Below are 14,708 nucleotides of genomic sequence, written 5' to 3' on the forward strand. Positions count from 1 at the left end.
ATGCGCGCCCGCGCGACGCTGCTGCTGGCCTGGTTGCTGGCCCTGGCCGGGCTCGGCTGGATGGTCAGCCAGCGGCTGCACGTCAGCACCGACCTGCGCAGCTTCATGCCCGCGCCGACCACGCCGGACCAGCGCCTGCTGATGGAACAGGTCGGCGAAGGGCCGGGTTCGCGCTTGCTGCTGCTCTCCATCCGCGGCCAGTCCGACACGCAACTGGCCGCGCTGAGCCAGGGCCTCGCCGCGGCGCTGAAGAACGACCGACGCTACAGCCAGGTGCTCAACGGCAGTTTCGACCTCGGCGCGCTGGACGGCGGCCTGCTGCCGTACCGCTACCTGCTGTCGCCCACGCTGGACACGCAGCCGCTGGACGAGGCGTACCTCGCCGACCAGCTGCAGCAACGACTGGACGATCTTTCCTCGCCGGCGGCCAGTCTGCTGAAAGGCCTGCTGCCGCGCGACCCCACGCTGGAGGTGCTGAAGCTGGCCGAGCTGTGGGCGCCGGCGAAGTCGCCGGAACTGCGCGAGGGCGTGTGGTTCTCGCCGCAGGGCGAGGCGTTGCTGCTGGTGCAGACGGTCGCCGCCGGTTTCGATCCGGGTGCGCAGCAGCAGGCGATCGACGGCATCCGCCACGCCTTCGCCGCGCTGCCCGGCAGCGCCGGCGCGAAGCTCGAGTTGAGCGGCCCGGGCTATTTCAGCGTGGTGGTCGGCGCGCAGACGCGGCACCAGGCCGACTGGATCGGGCGCATCTCCACCGTGGGCTTCGTCGCGCTGCTGCTGCTGGCGTACCGCAGCGTCGGTTCGCTGCTGCTGTCGGCGCTGCCGATCGCCAGCGCCGCGCTGGCCGGCATCGCCGCGTTGACGCTCGCGTTTCCTGCGGTGCACGGGATCACCCTCGCGTTCGGCTTCACCCTGCTCGGCGTGGCGCAGGAATACCCGATCCGCGTGCTCAGCCACCGTCGTGCCGGCGAGGACGCACTGGCCAGCGTGCGTGCGCTGTGGCCGCTGCTGCTGACCGCGATCGCCTCGGCCTGCATCGCCTACCTGGCGTTCTACGCGTCGGGCGTGAACGGGCTGAAGCAGCTGGCGGTGTTCACCATCGTCGGCCTGCTGGTGGCCGGCTTCAGCACGCGCTACCTGCTGCCGCAGCTGCTGCCACGGCGCGTGCGCGACGTGGCCGGCATGCGCTGGCTGATGAGGGCGCGCAGCTTCGTCGACCGGCTGCCGCGGCCGCGCTGGATTCCCGGCGTGGTCGCCGTGGCGATCGTGGCGATGCTGGCGCTGGCGCGCGGCCCGTTCTGGCAGGACAACCTCGCCGCGCTGACCCCGCTGCCGGCGGACCTGCTGCAGCACGACGCGCGCCTGCGCGAGGCGCTCGGCGCGCCCGACGTGCGCTACCTGCTGGTGCTCGAGGCGCCGACCGAACAGGGCGTGCTGGCGTTGTCGGAGCAACTGCAGCCGCGCGTCGATGCGCTGCTGGCACGACACGCGGTCGATGCGCTGGAGCTGCCGTCGCGTTACCTGCCCAGCGTGGCCGTGCAGCGCGCGCGGCAGGCGAAGCTGCCCGATCGCGGCACCCTGCAGCACGCACTGGACGAGGCGTCGCGGGGCCTGCCGTTCCGCGCCGACCTGTTCCGGCCGTTCGCCGACGACGTGCAGGCCGCGCGCACGCTGCCGCCACTGACGCCGCAGCGCTACGCGCAGACCCCGCTGGGTCAGCGCCTCGCCGCGATGCTGGTGGAGCGCGACGGCCACTGGCTGGGCCTGGGCACGGTCAGCGGCGTGCACGACGTGGCCGCGTTGCAGGCGCTTGGTACGAACACGAACGGCACCGTGCGCCTGCTGGATCTGAAAGCGGCTTCCGAGTCGCTGGTGGTCGACTACCGCACGCGCATCCTGCAGGCCTTGCTGGCCGCTGCGGTTTTGCTGGTGTTGACCATCACCTTCGCGCTGCGCAGCGTGCGCCGCACCTGGCACGTGCTGGCGCCGATGACCCTGGCGACGTTCCTGGTGCTGGCGGTGGAGCGCGTGGCCGGCATCGAGATCTCGCTGTTCCACCTGGTCGCGCTGATCCTCGCCGGCGGGCTGGGCCTGCACTACGCGCTGTTCTTCGAGCGCGACACCGGCGATCCGGCCGAGCAGCGGCGCACGCTGCACGCCACCTTGGTCTGTGTGCTGTCCGCGCTCTTGGTGTTCGGCATGCTGGCGTGGGCGACGATCCCCGTGCTGCGCGCGATCGGGCTCACCGTGAGCCTGGGCGTGGCGTTCCATTTCTGCCTGTCGATCCTGATGGCGCCGCATGCTGCCGAAGACTGACTGGGCCCAGCTGATCCCCCATGCGGGCACGATGTGCCTGCTCGACGCGGTGCTCGCGTGGGACGAGCGCACGATCCACGCGGTCAGCGCGGGCCATGCGCGCACCGACAACCCGCTGCGCGGCGAACACGGCCTGCATGCGGTGCATCTGGCTGAGTACGGCGCGCAGGCGATGGCTGTGCATGGCGCGCTGCTGGCGCGTGCGCGCGGCAGCGAGACGGTGCGCCCCGGCAGGCTGGTCAGCCTGCGCGACGTGCAGCTGTTCGAGGAATACGTCGATCGGCTCGACGGCCATCTGGACGTCCACGCCGAGTGTCTTTACGCCGACGACGGCGGCGCGCAGTATGCGTTCCGCGTCGAGCATCGCGGCCGCCTGCTGGCCAGCGGGCGCGCCGCGGTGATCCATCCTTCCCGCTGATCCGCCTGCGAGGCCTGCCATGTCCGAAGCCCATCCCGCACGCCGCGCCCTGGTCACCGGCGGCAGCGGCGAGCTCGGCGGCGCGATCTGCCACGCGCTCGCCGCGGCCGGCTGGCACGTGATCGTGCATGGCCACCACAGCCTGACCCGGGCCGAGGAAACCGCCGTGGCGATCGTCGCCGACGGCGGCAGCGCGCAGGCGCTGGCGTTCGACGTCACCGATGCGGAGGTGACCCGCGCGGCGCTGGACGCGCTGCTGGCCGAAGGGCCGATCCACGCGCTGGTCAACAATGCCGGCATCCACGACGACGCGCCGATGGCCGGCATGAGTGACGAGCAGTGGCACCGGGTGATCGACGTCTCGCTGCACGGCTTCTTCCACGTCACCCGGCCGCTGCTGCTGCCGATGGCGCGCGCGCGCTTCGGCCGCATCGTCTCGATCGGCTCGGCGGCGGCACAGCTGGGCAATCGCGGCCAGACCAACTACGCCGCGGCGAAGGCGGCGCTGGTGGGCGCCAGCAAGTCGCTGGCGCGCGAGATGGCCTCGCGCGGGATTACCGTCAACGTGGTCGCGCCCGGCGTGATCGAGGGGCGCATGGCCGAGGCGGCGTTCCCGCCCGAACGTATCCGTGAGCTGGTGCCCGCGCAGCGCGCCGGCCGGCCGGAGGAAGTGGCCGCGCTGGTGGCGTTCCTGTGCTCCGACGCGGCCGGCTACGTCAACGGCCAGCTGATCGGCGTCAACGGCGGCATGGGCTGAGCGACGGCGAACCGGCATACTGCACGGACGGAGCCAGGGGGGTTCCATCACGGAGGATGTTCGATGCGCAAGACCGCTCTTGTTTCCGCCGCCTTGTTGTGCGGTGTCTTTTCCGTTTCCCATGCCGCCGACAACAACGCGGCGCCGTCTGCCACGGTGAGCGTGCCGGCGGTGGTTCCTTTCGCGCAGGATGCGGTGATCGCGGGTGCGGTCAAGCGCGAGTGCCAGCTCGGCGAGAAGCTGTCCGGCTTCATCAAGAAGTACGGGCAGGAGAAGGGCGTGGCGGTGACGCAGGTGGCGTCGGTTGGCGCCGGTTCGGCGGGCCGCGCGCTGGTGCTGGAGATCACCGACTCGGTGGCCGACGGCAACGCGTTCCTCGGCCACCACACCTACACCACGGTAAAGGGCCGGCTCTACCAGGACGGCACCGAGGTCGGCCATTTCATCGGGCGGCGCAATTCGATGGGCGGCGCGTTCGGCGGCTTCAAGGGCAACTGCTCGGTGCTCGGGCGAACGGTCAAGGCGCTCGGTGAAGACATTGCCGGCTGGCTGGCCCGGCCCGGCAAGGACGACATGCTCGGCGATCTGGAGTAACCGTTCGGCCTGGCCATCGCCGCATGGGGCGATGGCCGCCTGCCGGATCAGCCAGCGGACTCGTCGACCACGAGCGGCACACCACGCGAGCGACGATAGCTGCGGATCACGTGGCCGTAGTGGATCACCCGGCCGATCGTGTAGGTGGTGATGCGGGTGACGTCGCGCACCGGCTTGAGGTGGCTGGGGCGGAACGTGCCGTGGTAGCGCGAGGCGATCGGCACCGAGACCACGCCAAGCCGCTGTTCGCGCGAGGCGGCGATCAGGATCGCCGCCTCGAACACGAAGTTCTCCGCCGGCAGGTCGACCAGCGCCAGCGCCGCGCGCGGGTACCAGCGCTGCCCGCTCTGGGTGTCGGCCACCGGCTGCGCGCAGGCCCAGGAGATGCCCCAGTCGGCCACCGCGTTGGCGCGGCGGCGACCCTTCGGCTGCTGCTCGCGGTCGAGCAGGCGCGCGCCGATCACGATGTGCTGCGGGTGGCGTTGCGCGGCGGCCACGATGCGCGGGATGTCGCTGGCCAGGTGCTGGCCGTCGCCATCCATGGTCAGCACGGCGTCGTAGCCCTGGCGCAGCGCCTCGCGGAAGCCGTGGCGCAGCGCCTCGCCCTTGCCGCGGCGCGTGTCGTGGCGCAGCAGGGTCACCGGCAGCGTGGCGGCGATCTCGGGCGTGCGGTCGTCCGAGCCGTCGTCGATCACGATCACCGGCGCGCCGAGCGCCAGCACGGACTCGACCACCGAGCGGATCGCGGCTTCCTCGTTGAGGCAGGGAATCAGCACGCACCAGCGTGCAGTGGCCATGTTCAAGTGACGTGCTCCATGTCGATGCGCAATCCCAGTGTAGCGGCGGCGGCCAGCTGGCAGTGGCCGCCGCCACCGGCGAGCAGGGCCAGCAGCGGCAGGCTCGCCGCCGACGGGTTGCCGGCGCGCCAGCTTGCCAGCGGCTCGGGCAGCGGCGGGTCGGGGGCCGTGCCCGACTGCAGCGTGAGGTCGAGCCGGGCCAGCGTGGCCGGGCCGGCGTGCGGCGCCAGCACCAGCGCGCAGCCGAATGGCTGGTGGCAGGCGGTGACTTCGTTCAGCGGGCCGCTGCCGGCGGTATCGCTGCATACCAGCAGCACCGGGCGCTGCTCGGCCAGCACCTGGCTGGCGGCTTCGAGCAGGCCGGCACCGAAGCTGGCGTGCTGGGCACAGATCGCGGTGGACGGCGCGTGGCAGCCGGTGGCGATGGTCCAGTAGCCGACCGCGGCGTTGTGCACCGAATTGTGGAAGCGGGTCGGCGACAACTCCGCCGGTGCGCGCGCCAGGGTGGCGCACATGTAGTCGGTGATCGCCTGGTCGCCGTGCGAGGAGGCGAACACGCAGGCCAGCGTGGCGGCGTCGCGGCCGCTCATCGCCAGCGCCTGGCCCGCCGCCTCGATCGCCAGCAGCACGCTCTCCGGCGCGCGCCGGCGTTCGTTCGGCGGCAGCGTGGCGGCGGCCGGGCGTGGCGGCGTCGCGGGTGGCGTGGTGCCGGCCAGCAGCGCGCGCAGCGCGGCGAAGTCGGCCAGCGCCGGCGACCACAGGCCGACGCCTTCCACGCAAAGGCGCAGCGCGCTCATGCGGCGAACCCCGCACGGGCGAACGCGAGGCAGGCGTTGTTGCCGCCGAAGCCGAACGAGTTGCTGAGCGCCACGTCGACGCGCTGGCGCTCGTTGCGCCAGGCGAACTGCGCGCCGCAGATCGGATCGGGAGTGTTGCCGCCGAGGTTGCCCGGGATCAGGCCGTGCGCGATCGCCTGCAGCGCGACGGTGGCCTCGACGATGCCGGCGGCGCCCAGCGTGTGGCCGGTGTAGCCCTTGGTCGAACTGGCCCGCGTGCTGGCCGGGAACACGCGCGCCACCAGCGCCGCCTCCACTTCGTCGTTCTTCAGGCTGGCGGTGCCGTGCAGGTTGATGTAATCCACCCGCGCCGCGTCGAGGCCGCTGCGGGCCAGCGCGTCGCGCAGGGCCAGCTCGGCACCGAGGCCCTGCGGGTGTGGGGTGGACATGTGGTGCGCGTCGCTGGCCTCGCCGTAGCCGAGCAATCGCAGTGCGGCGGGCGCCACCTCCGCGCGTTCCAGCAGGGCGAAGCCGGCCGCCTCGCCGATCGAGATGCCGCTGCGCGTGGCGTCGAACGGGCGGCACGGCTCGGGCGACACCAGCTCCAGCGCGTTGAAGCCGAACAGCACGCTGTCGCACAGGGTGTCCACGCCACCGACCACCGCCGCGTCGACCAGGCCGAGGCGCAGCATCCGCTCGGCGCTGGCGAACACCTTGGCGCTGGACGAGCAGGCGGTGGAGACGGTCAGGCACGGCCCTTCCAGCGCCAGCGCGGCGGCGACGAAGGCGGCCAGCGAATGCGGTGCGTGGATCGCCGGGCGCAGCAGGTCGTCGGCGAAGCCGCCGTCGGCATCGAGCCGGCGATAGGCTTCCTCGGTGGCGCCGATGCTGGCGGTGGACGTGCCCAGCAGCAGCGCGACGCGGTCGGCGCCGTAGCGTGCACGCGCCGCCCGCACGCGTTCGAGGAAGCCATCCTGGTTCAACCCCAGCCAGGCCAGGCGATTGTTGCGGCAATCCCAGGCGGCGAGCGCGGCGGGCAGCACGGTGTCTTCCACGCCCTCGACGCGGCCGATCCAGCAGGTCAGCGGCGCGCTGCCGATGTCGTTCGGGCGCAGGCCGCTGCGGGCGTGCTCGAGCGCGTCGAGCTGCGCCGCGAGGCCGCTGCCCATGGCGGAGGTGGCGGTGTACGCGGTGACCGCGAGCGGTGTCATCGGGGAAGGCATCGGGAAAGCGTAGCCGGCACCCCCGTGAATGCCTAGTCTGCGCGCGGCGGGCGTTCAGCCGCCGAACCGCCGCCGGCGGCGCGCTGCGGCTATGCTGACGCACCCCCGCTCCGCACTTCCCCGTGTTGCCGAATCCGTCCCCACCACGCAACCCCTGGCGCTACCTGCGCGACCGCGACGTGCAGCATGCCGCGCTGGTGACCGCGCTGGCGCTGGTGCTCAGCGCGGGCCTGGTTTGGCTGGGCTACCTGATCCACGTCTGCCGTGTCGCCATGCGCAGCCCGCTGGCACCGCCGCGGCGGATGGTGACGCTGGTGTTCGGCCGCCGGCTCGAGCGCGATGTGCCGGAACACGACTACCGGCAGCGACTGCGCCGTGCGCTGGCGCTGGCCGAGCAGCAGCAGACCGGTCACCTGCTGCTGCTCGGCGGCTGCAGCGGTGGCCAGTGCAGCGAGGCCGCTGCCGGCCACGCCTGGCTGCGGCTGCACAGACTGCCCGGCGAGGTGCAGGTGCAGCTGGAACAGGAGTCGGTCGACTCGCTGGAAAACCTGCGCCACGCGCGCCGCCTGCTGTTGGCCGAGGCCGGCGATGCCGGCCTGCCGCCAGTGGCGCTGGTGACCAGTCGCTACCACCTGGCGCGCTGCCTGCTGCTGGCGCGCCGGCTCGGTTTCGACGGCAATCCGGTCGCCGCCGAGCCGACGCTGCCGTGGCAGCGTCGCTACCTCGGCCTGCTGCTGCTCGAGGCCAGCTACCTGATGTGGATCGACCTGGGGCTGCGCTGGGCGGGGCTGATCGGGCACCGGCGGATGCGCGCGCGGATCAGCTGAGCGCCGCCTTGTGCGCCGCGCTGCCGCCCGGCAGACTGCACGGGCCGTGCGCCTTGCCGGCCTATCAGGGAGGAAACACGATGTCGCGTTCACGACTGTTGTTGCTGTTGCTGCTGCCCATGCTGTTGCTGACCATGGCGTTCCGCCAGACGCCGCTGGTCGACCCGCCGCCGATCGACGTGCCCGCCGGCCTGACCGCGGTGCAGGTGAGCAAGGCGGTCAAGGGCGCGCTGATCGGTCGTACCTGGGTCGTCACCGCCGAGCATGCCGACGGCATCGACGCGGCGCTGAACGGCAACGATTACCAGGCGAAGATCCACGTCGCCTTCGACACGCACCAGGTCAGGATCCGCTACGTCGACAGCACCAACCTCAAGTACAAGGTGAAGAAGGACGGCACGCGCCTGATCCATACCAACTACATGAACTGGATGCGCTACCTCAGTGGCGACATCGGCCGGGATCTGCAGCTGATTTCCGCCGGCGCCGAATCGATGCCGATGGCTTCGCCGGGCGGCTGATGCCGCGGCCATCCGCGACGACGACGGCCCTGCGTGCGGGGCCGTCGTCGTTTCCGCGCGCCGTCGCGCCGCCGCCGCGGTCGCCTTGCTAAGCTCGCCGCACCGAACCGATGAGCCAGACGATGAGCGAGCAAGCCAACCAGGCCGAAACCTTCCTGCGCGAACTGCAGGACCGCATCTGCAGCGCGATCGAGCGGGCCGACGGCGGTGCGCGCTTCGCCGAGGACGCGTGGACGCGCGAGGCGGGCGGCGGCGGGCGCACCCGCGTGCTGCGCGGTGGCGCGGTGTTCGAGCAGGCCGGGGTGAATTTCTCGCGCGTGTCCGGTCATCAACTGCCGCCCAGCGCCACCGCGCACCGGCCGGAGCTGGCCGGCGGCAGCTTCATCGCCACCGGCGTGTCGCTGGTGCTGCACCCGAACAACCCGCACGTGCCGACCACCCACGCCAACGTGCGCTACTTCGAGGCCAGCAAGGAAGGCGTGGAGCCGGTGTGGTGGTTCGGCGGCGGCTTCGACCTCACCCCGTTCTATCCGGTGGACGATGACGTGCGGCATTGGCACACGGTGGCGCACGAGCTGTGCGCGCCGTACGGCGCGGACGTCTATCCGCGCTACAAGCAGTGGTGCGACGAGTACTTCTACCTGAAGCATCGCGACGAGACCCGCGGCGTCGGCGGCCTGTTCTACGACGACCTGAACGAGGGCGGCTTCGAGCGCTGCTTCGCGTTCACCCGCGACGTCGGCCGGGGTTTCCTCGATGCCTACCTGCCGATCGTGGCGCGCCGCAGGGACGCGCCGTACGGCGAGCGCGAGCGCGAGTTCCAGCTGTACCGGCGCGGCCGCTACGTGGAGTTCAACCTGGTCTACGACCGCGGTACGCTGTTCGGCCTGCAGTCCGGCGGGCGCACCGAGTCGATCCTGATGAGCCTGCCGCCGCGCGTGCGCTTCGAGTACGCGTATCAGCCCGAGCCTGGTTCGGCCGAGGCGAGGCTGGCCGGGTACCTGCAACCACGCGACTGGCTGGCGGCGCCGTTGTAGGAGCCCGCTGGCGGGCGATGCTCTTGTGCTTTCGCGTCGGGCATCCAGAGCAAGAGCATCGCCCGCCAGCGGGCTCCTACGTATGGTGTTACGGCGTGGCGCCGCTGAACTGCTCCGGCGTGGCGCCCTTCACCGGGCCGATCTGCGCGCTGTCGCTGACTTTCAGCACCACCTCGCGGCGGAACTCCAGGGTGCCCTGCACCACCGCGTGCGGGCCGATCACGATCACCGGCTTGCGCTCGCTGCCCCAGTGGAACCAGCCGTTGTTCGGCTTGTCGACCAGGATGCCGCCCTCGACGCGCGAGTCGGCGCCGATGGTGACGTCGCCGCCGACCGTGCCGACGCCGCCGGCGACGTGGGCGCCGTCCAGCACGATGGCGCCGTTGACGTTCTCCAGCCGGCCGCCGATCTCGGCGCCCGGGGCCAGGTGGATGCTGCCGTTGACCGCGTTCACCTTGCCGCTGACCCGGCTGGCGCGACCCAGGCTGATCGCGCCGTTGACCGTGCCCAGTTCGGTCGCCTGCGCCTTGTCGCCCAGCTCGACCTCGCCGTTGACGGTGCTGGCCTCGTGCACGCTGGCGCCGCCGGCGATGTGCACCGCACCGTTCACCGTGCTGACGTCGCCGACCTGCTGGCCGGCCGCGACCTGCACCGAGCCGTTGACCTTGTCGATGTCGTTGTCGCCTGCGCTGGCCAGCGGCGGCAGGCCCAGGCCCAGCGCCAGCGCGGCGAGGATGAGGATCGTCGGGAAGCGACGCATGGCAGTCTCCTTGAGTCTTCAGTGAGTGGGTATACGCACTAGGATGCAGCCACCGGGCCAAGGGTTGGGCATGACCTGTGGCAGGGGCCGCATTTGACGCTGCCCGGGTCGACCGGCACCATTTCGCCTTTACATCTCATTGTTGGCGCCCCCATGCACAAGCTCGTCCTGATCCGCCACGGCCAATCGCAGTGGAACCTCGACAACCGTTTCAGCGGCTGGGCCGACGTCGACCTCACCGAGCAGGGCATGGCCGAGGCGCGCGAGGCCGGCCGCCTGCTGCGCGAGGGCGGCTATCATTTTGACGTGGCGCACACCTCGGTGCTCAAGCGCGCGGTGCGCACGCTGTGGGGCGTGCAGGACGCGATGGACCTGATGTGGATCCCGGTGCTCACCGACTGGCGCCTCAACGAGCGCCACTACGGCGGCCTCACCGGCCTGAACAAGGCCGAGACCGCGGCGAAATACGGCGAGGCGCAGGTGAAGATCTGGCGGCGCAGCTACGACATCCCGCCGCCGCCGCTGGAGCGCGACAAGAACGAATCGGTGCACGACCCGCGCTACGCGGCGCTCGACCCGAAGGACATTCCCGACACCGAGTGCCTGAAGGACACCGTGGCCCGCGTGTTGCCGTACTGGCATGAGGTGCTGGCGCCGGCGATCAAGGCCGGCCAGCGCGTGCTGGTGGCCGCGCATGGCAATTCGCTGCGCGCGCTGGTGAAGTACCTGGACGGCATCTCCGACCAGGCCATCGTCGAGCTGAACATTCCCAACGGCGTGCCGCTGGTGTACGAGTTCGACGACGAGCTCAAGCCGCTCAGGCACTACTACCTCGGCGACGCCGAGGCGATCGCGGCGAAGATGGCCGCGGTGGCCAACCAGGGCAAGGCGAAGTAGCAAGCGACCGGTGCGGGGCGGCATGGGGCAACGCGGGGCGGACGGTGTGCGCCGGCCCTTCGGTTCGCCGCCATGTGGCGGCCGAGGCGGCGGACGGTGTCTGTCTTGCGGGTATTCGCTGCGGCAACGGGTGACAAACGTCAGTCGCCCGCGCCGGGCGGCCGCACTAAGCTGGCGACCGGCTCTCCCATGGACCGCGCCATGCCTGCACATCTGACCAACTATCTCGTCATGTTGCCGATCCTCGCCTGGATGGTGTGGCGACGGGTCAGCCGGCAGTTCGGCCGCCAGCCGATCCGGCGCAAGCGGATGCTGTTCCGCATCGTGATGTTCGCGCTGATCGGCGGCCTGCTCGCGCTCAGCGGGCTGCACCGGCTTGCACTCGCCGAAGGCCTCGCCGGCGGTGTGTTGATCGGTGGCGCGATCGGCCTGCTCGGGCTGCGCCTGACCCGCTTCGAGGTCGATCCGGTCAAGGGCGACTGCTACGTGCCGAACCCGTGGATCGGCGCGCTGCTGACCGCGCTGCTGCTGGGCCGGCTGGCCTGGCGGATGCTGGTGGCGTGGCCGTCGATGCAGCAGGTGCCAGCCGACCCCGGCGCGATGCCGCCGATGGGCCATGCGCTCACGCCGCTGACCATGCTGGTGGTCGGTCTGCTGGTGGGCTACTACATCGCCTACTTCAGCGGTTTGCTGATCCATCACCGCCGGTTCCAGCGCGCCCACGCCGTGCCGTGAGCGGTTGCCGCGACGCGGCCGTTCAGCCGGGCAGGCGATCCGCCGGGGGCGGCGACGCGTGCTCGCGCAGCCAGCCGGCCACGTCCGCCGCCGGCAGCGGGTGGGCGATGTGGAAGCCCTGCACTTCGTCGCAAGCCATGCCGCGCACGGCTTCCAGTACGCGCCCGGTTTCCACCCCTTCCATCACCACGCGGAAACCCAGTTCGTGGGCCAGCGCCACCATCGAGCGCACCACCGCCGCGTCGTGCCGGCTGGCGTCGAGCCCGCACACCAGCGACTTGTCGATCTTCACGCAGCTGGCCGGCATCTGGCGCAGCGCGTCGAGGTTGCTGTAGCCGATGCCGAAATCGTCGATGGCGATGCCCACGCCGGCCTCGCGCAGTGCGGCCAGGTGGCAGCGGTTGGCGTCGCTGTGGCGCATCGCGGTGCTCTCGGTGAACTCCAGCTCCAGCCGCGCCAACGGCACCGCATGCCGCCGCGCCGCGGCGGTCAGGCGCGTCTCCAGGGTGGCGTCGAGGTCGGCGCTGGACACGTTCAGCGACAGCTGCACGTCGAGCCCGTCGCGCAACCATGCGGCCAGTTGCGCCAGGCCGTGGTCGAGCACCCAGTCGGTCAGCGAACGCATCAGCCCGGCCTGCTCGGCGAGCGGCACGAACACGCCGGGCGGCACCGCGCCGAGCGTGGGGTGGCGCCAGCGCGCCAGCGCCTCCAGCGCCACGCAGCGGCCGCTGGCCAGCTGCACGCGCGGCTGGTAGTGCAGTTCCAGCTCGGCGCGCTCGGACAGCGCGGCGGCCAGCTCGGTGACCAGGAAGAAATCCTGTCGCTGCCGTTCGTCCTGCGTGCGGTCGTACACGGCCCAGCCGCGCACGCTGTCCTGCGCGACGTGGGCGGCGTTCATCACGCGCCGCAGCGGGTCGCCGCCGCGCAGTTCGTGCGCCTCGACCTTGAGCAGGCCCACGCCGGGCTGCAGGGTGAGCGGCACGCCGAGGCAGTCGATCGGTTCGCGCAGCAGGGCCACGAATTCGTCCAGGCGCGCCGGCAGCAGTTCGTCGTGCGGGTGCGCGGGCAGCAGTGCCAGGCGCGCCGTGCCGACCTGGTAGAGCTGCATGCCCGGCGTCATCCACGCCTGCACCCGCGCCGCCACCGCGTGCATCAGCGCGTCGGCGTAGCTGTGCCCCATGGCCCGCACGAAGGCGTTGAAGCGCGCCACCGGCGCCACCTCGACGGCGAGCAGCCAGGCGGTGTCGTCCGCGCCCGGCAGGTGCGTGTGCAGGTCGGCGAAGAACGCATTGCGGTGCGGCAGCCCGGTCGCCGGGTCGGTGCGGTCCAGGTAGTGGCGCAGCGCCGCGCCGGTGCCGGCCAGCGAGGCGGCGTCGCGCAGCGCGTTGCGTTCGCCGGCGTGGAGCGGGGGATGCGGGTGCCGGTCCACGGCAAACAGCGCGCCCAGCAACTGGCCGTCCAGCGCGAACACCGGCTCGCAGGCGAAGAAGCCGATGGTGGCGTGCGCCGGGTCGGCGTCGGCCGGCAGGAAACGCGCGTCGCCGCGCGCGTCGGGCACCACCTCGGCGACGCCGCGGCGCGTGGCCTGCCGGCAGGCGGCCAGCAGCATGCCGTCCAGGCGGATCGGGTCGCCGTGGCCGGGCGGGGTGTACCAGAACGCACTGCCGTCGGCCAGCAGCAGCGCCACCAGCGGCGTGCCCAGCGTGGTGGCTGCCAGCCGCGCCACGGCGTCGAAACCGGGCAGGGCATGCGGTTCGGCGTCGCCGGCCGGCCACGCGATGCCGGCGCCCGCGCGGGAACCCGCGAGCGATCCCTGCGTCATCTTCATCGTCCCCTCCCGTGCGCGACAGCGTGCTGCCAGCGGTTGCAGGCTACTGCGGCGGTGACGGGGGAGCAATGCGCCGGTGGCGGATCACTCGGGCCGATGCTCCAGCGCCAGGTAGGCCTCGCTCTGCATCTCGATCAGGCGCGATTCGGTGCGGCCGAACTCGGCGCGCAGGCGTTCGCCGTCGTACAGCTCGGTGATCGACGCGGCGGCGGTGAGCACCAGCTTGACGTGGCGGTCGTAGAACTCGTCGACCAATTGCACGAAGCGCTTCGCCGCGTCCTCGCTGTAGACGGTGAATTGCGGGACGTTGGCGACGATCACCGTCGGCCCGGCCTTGGCCAGCGCGATGTAGTCGGCCACCGCGCGCGGGCCTTCGCACAGCGCGGCGAACTCGAACCAGACGATCTCGTCGTCGCGCTTGACGAACGGAATGTCGCGACCGTTGACGTGCAGGTTGCCGTTTTCCTGCACGGCGCCGCGGGCCTGGCTGGCGAAGATGCGCTCCAGCGCGCGATGCGCCTCGGCGCCGGGCGGGGTGAGGTAGACCGGCGCCTGGGTCAGCGCGCGCAGGCGCCAGTCGTGCGCGGAGGCCATCTCGACCACGTGGCAATGCTGCTCGATCAGCGCGATCGCGGGCAGGAAGCGGGCGCGCTGCAGGCCGCCCTTGTACAGGTTGGCCGGCGCGGTGTTCGAGGTGGTGACCAGGGTCACGCCGCGCGCGAACAGCGCGTCGAGCAGGCCCGAGAGGATCATCGCGTCGCCGATGTCGTTGACCAGGAACTCGTCCAGGCACAGCACGCGGCAGCGCGCGGCGAGGCCGGCGGCCACCTCGACCAGCGGGCTCTGCCGCTCGCCCAGCGCGCGCAGGTGCTCGTGCAGCTCACCCATGAAGCGGTGGAAGTGCCGGCGCAGCACCACGCCGTGCGGCAGGCTGGCGGCGAACAGGTCCATCAGGAAGGTCTTGCCGCGGCCCACCGTGCCCCACAGGTACAACCCCGGCACGGCCGCCGGCGGCTCGTTGCCGAGCAGCGATTTCAGCCGGCCGAGCAGGCCGTTGCCGTTCGCCGGTTCGGTGCACAGTGCCGCATGCATGCGGTCGAATTCCGGCAGCAGCGCCAGCTGGGTCGGGTCGGACTCCCAGCGGTGCGCGGCGACGCCTTCGAGATAGCGCGCCGTGGGCGCCAGTGAGGGTTCACTCATGGGACGGACAGGTCTTGGCAGGGAG

At 71.7% G+C, this 14,708-nt stretch carries 15 protein-coding genes; 9 read left to right on the forward strand and 6 right to left on the reverse strand.

Translation table 11 applies throughout. From position 1 onward, the window contains the following. From RHOOR87_RS0101975 to RHOOR87_RS0101990, 4 genes are all read left to right on the forward strand, one after another. Positions 1 to 2,313 (forward strand): MMPL family transporter, encoded by a 2,313-nt coding sequence (locus tag RHOOR87_RS0101975; protein ID WP_174315860.1) that lies wholly within the window; start codon positions 1 to 3, stop codon positions 2,311 to 2,313. Further along, positions 2,297 to 2,731: a 3-oxoacyl-ACP reductase gene (locus RHOOR87_RS0101980; RefSeq protein WP_015449073.1), complete on the forward strand. Its 435-nt coding sequence runs from the start codon at positions 2,297 to 2,299 to the stop codon at positions 2,729 to 2,731. The genes RHOOR87_RS0101975 and RHOOR87_RS0101980 overlap by 17 nt, the downstream gene beginning before the upstream one ends. A gap of 19 nt (positions 2,732 to 2,750) precedes the next feature. Beyond that, complete coding sequence (gene fabG, locus RHOOR87_RS0101985) at positions 2,751 to 3,488, forward strand: 3-oxoacyl-ACP reductase FabG (protein ID WP_007512371.1); 738 nt, start codon at positions 2,751 to 2,753, stop codon at positions 3,486 to 3,488. A 63-nt stretch (positions 3,489 to 3,551) separates the two neighbouring features. Then, positions 3,552 to 4,082 carry a hypothetical protein gene (locus RHOOR87_RS0101990; protein ID WP_015449072.1) on the forward strand — a complete coding sequence of 177 codons (531 nt, stop codon included), beginning with the start codon at positions 3,552 to 3,554 and terminating at the stop codon, positions 4,080 to 4,082. A gap of 47 nt (positions 4,083 to 4,129) precedes the next feature. Here RHOOR87_RS0101990 and RHOOR87_RS0101995 read toward each other — a convergent pair whose 3' ends face one another. The 3 genes from RHOOR87_RS0101995 to RHOOR87_RS0102005 are packed head-to-tail and all read right to left on the reverse strand — an operon-like array spanning position 4,130 to position 6,866. After that, positions 4,130 to 4,879: a glycosyltransferase family 2 protein gene (locus RHOOR87_RS0101995; protein ID WP_037115410.1), complete on the reverse strand. Its 750-nt coding sequence runs from the start codon at positions 4,877 to 4,879 to the stop codon at positions 4,130 to 4,132. A gap of 2 nt (positions 4,880 to 4,881) precedes the next feature. Then, positions 4,882 to 5,676 (reverse strand): beta-ketoacyl synthase chain length factor, encoded by a 795-nt coding sequence (locus RHOOR87_RS0102000; protein WP_027484065.1) that lies wholly within the window; start codon positions 5,674 to 5,676, stop codon positions 4,882 to 4,884. Then, positions 5,673 to 6,866, reverse strand: coding sequence for a beta-ketoacyl-[acyl-carrier-protein] synthase family protein (locus RHOOR87_RS0102005; RefSeq protein ID WP_043795262.1), 1,194 nt, complete (start codon positions 6,864 to 6,866; stop codon positions 5,673 to 5,675). Before RHOOR87_RS0102005 ends, RHOOR87_RS0102000 begins: the two co-directional genes overlap by 4 nt. A gap of 134 nt (positions 6,867 to 7,000) precedes the next feature. On the opposite strand from RHOOR87_RS0102005, the gene RHOOR87_RS0102010 reads away from it, so the two are divergent. The 3 genes from RHOOR87_RS0102010 to hemF all read left to right on the forward strand — a co-directional run bounded on the left by RHOOR87_RS0102010 (position 7,001) and on the right by hemF (position 9,263). Further along, complete coding sequence (locus RHOOR87_RS0102010) at positions 7,001 to 7,705, forward strand: YdcF family protein (RefSeq protein ID WP_007512358.1); 705 nt, start codon at positions 7,001 to 7,003, stop codon at positions 7,703 to 7,705. Positions 7,706 to 7,785: 80 nt separating this feature from the next. After that, a complete protein-coding gene (locus tag RHOOR87_RS0102015) occupies positions 7,786 to 8,226 on the forward strand; it encodes a hypothetical protein (protein ID WP_015449068.1) in 441 nt (146 codons plus the stop codon). A 122-nt stretch (positions 8,227 to 8,348) separates the two neighbouring features. After that, a complete protein-coding gene (gene hemF / locus RHOOR87_RS0102020) occupies positions 8,349 to 9,263 on the forward strand; it encodes an oxygen-dependent coproporphyrinogen oxidase (protein ID WP_027484067.1) in 915 nt (304 codons plus the stop codon). An 88-nt stretch (positions 9,264 to 9,351) separates the two neighbouring features. Here the strand turns inward: hemF and RHOOR87_RS0102025 are convergent, their stop codons facing one another. After that, entirely contained in the window at positions 9,352 to 10,023 is a 672-nt protein-coding gene (locus RHOOR87_RS0102025) for a hypothetical protein (protein ID WP_007512351.1), read from the reverse strand. Positions 10,024 to 10,176: 153 nt separating this feature from the next. On the opposite strand from RHOOR87_RS0102025, the gene gpmA reads away from it, so the two are divergent. Next, positions 10,177 to 10,920, forward strand: a complete 744-nt coding sequence (gene gpmA, locus RHOOR87_RS0102030; RefSeq protein WP_027484068.1) for a 2,3-diphosphoglycerate-dependent phosphoglycerate mutase — start codon at positions 10,177 to 10,179, stop codon at positions 10,918 to 10,920. Positions 10,921 to 11,121: 201 nt separating this feature from the next. After that, positions 11,122 to 11,655, forward strand: a complete 534-nt coding sequence (locus RHOOR87_RS0102035) for a hypothetical protein (protein ID WP_015449064.1) — start codon at positions 11,122 to 11,124, stop codon at positions 11,653 to 11,655. Between the two features lie 22 nt (positions 11,656 to 11,677). Here RHOOR87_RS0102035 and RHOOR87_RS0102040 read toward each other — a convergent pair whose 3' ends face one another. Together RHOOR87_RS0102040 and zapE are read right to left on the reverse strand one after the other, a co-directional pair. Continuing rightward, positions 11,678 to 13,483 carry a sensor domain-containing phosphodiesterase gene (locus RHOOR87_RS0102040; RefSeq protein WP_027484069.1) on the reverse strand — a complete coding sequence of 602 codons (1,806 nt, stop codon included), beginning with the start codon at positions 13,481 to 13,483 and terminating at the stop codon, positions 11,678 to 11,680. Between the two features lie 84 nt (positions 13,484 to 13,567). Next, positions 13,568 to 14,683 (reverse strand): cell division protein ZapE, encoded by a 1,116-nt coding sequence (gene zapE, locus RHOOR87_RS0102045; protein WP_027484070.1) that lies wholly within the window; start codon positions 14,681 to 14,683, stop codon positions 13,568 to 13,570. Between the last annotated feature and the right edge of the window lie 25 nt (positions 14,684 to 14,708).

This window comes from Rhodanobacter sp. OR87, from assembly GCF_000473345.1.
Taxonomy (GTDB): domain Bacteria; phylum Pseudomonadota; class Gammaproteobacteria; order Xanthomonadales; family Rhodanobacteraceae; genus Rhodanobacter; species Rhodanobacter denitrificans.

Excerpts from the sequence above, each read along its gene's own strand:
- zapE (WP_027484070.1), bottom strand. The coding sequence starts at position 14,683 with ATGAGTGAACCCTCACTGGCGCCCACGGCGCGCTATCTCGAAGGCGTC.
- RHOOR87_RS0102040 (WP_027484069.1), bottom strand. The coding sequence starts at position 13,483 with ATGAAGATGACGCAGGGATCGCTCGCGGGTTCCCGCGCGGGCGCCGGC.
- RHOOR87_RS0101980 (WP_015449073.1), top strand. The coding sequence starts at position 2,297 with ATGCTGCCGAAGACTGACTGGGCCCAGCTGATCCCCCATGCGGGCACG.
- hemF (WP_027484067.1), top strand. The coding sequence starts at position 8,349 with ATGAGCGAGCAAGCCAACCAGGCCGAAACCTTCCTGCGCGAACTGCAG.
- RHOOR87_RS0102000 (WP_027484065.1), bottom strand. The coding sequence starts at position 5,676 with ATGAGCGCGCTGCGCCTTTGCGTGGAAGGCGTCGGCCTGTGGTCGCCG.
- RHOOR87_RS0102015 (WP_015449068.1), top strand. The coding sequence starts at position 7,786 with ATGTCGCGTTCACGACTGTTGTTGCTGTTGCTGCTGCCCATGCTGTTG.
- RHOOR87_RS0102035 (WP_015449064.1), top strand. The coding sequence starts at position 11,122 with ATGCCTGCACATCTGACCAACTATCTCGTCATGTTGCCGATCCTCGCC.
- RHOOR87_RS0102005 (WP_043795262.1), bottom strand. The coding sequence starts at position 6,866 with ATGACACCGCTCGCGGTCACCGCGTACACCGCCACCTCCGCCATGGGC.
- RHOOR87_RS0101995 (WP_037115410.1), bottom strand. The coding sequence starts at position 4,879 with ATGGCCACTGCACGCTGGTGCGTGCTGATTCCCTGCCTCAACGAGGAA.
- RHOOR87_RS0102025 (WP_007512351.1), bottom strand. The coding sequence starts at position 10,023 with ATGCGTCGCTTCCCGACGATCCTCATCCTCGCCGCGCTGGCGCTGGGC.
- fabG (WP_007512371.1), top strand. The coding sequence starts at position 2,751 with ATGTCCGAAGCCCATCCCGCACGCCGCGCCCTGGTCACCGGCGGCAGC.
- RHOOR87_RS0101990 (WP_015449072.1), top strand. The coding sequence starts at position 3,552 with ATGCGCAAGACCGCTCTTGTTTCCGCCGCCTTGTTGTGCGGTGTCTTT.
- gpmA (WP_027484068.1), top strand. The coding sequence starts at position 10,177 with ATGCACAAGCTCGTCCTGATCCGCCACGGCCAATCGCAGTGGAACCTC.
- RHOOR87_RS0101975 (WP_174315860.1), top strand. The coding sequence starts at position 1 with ATGCGCGCCCGCGCGACGCTGCTGCTGGCCTGGTTGCTGGCCCTGGCC.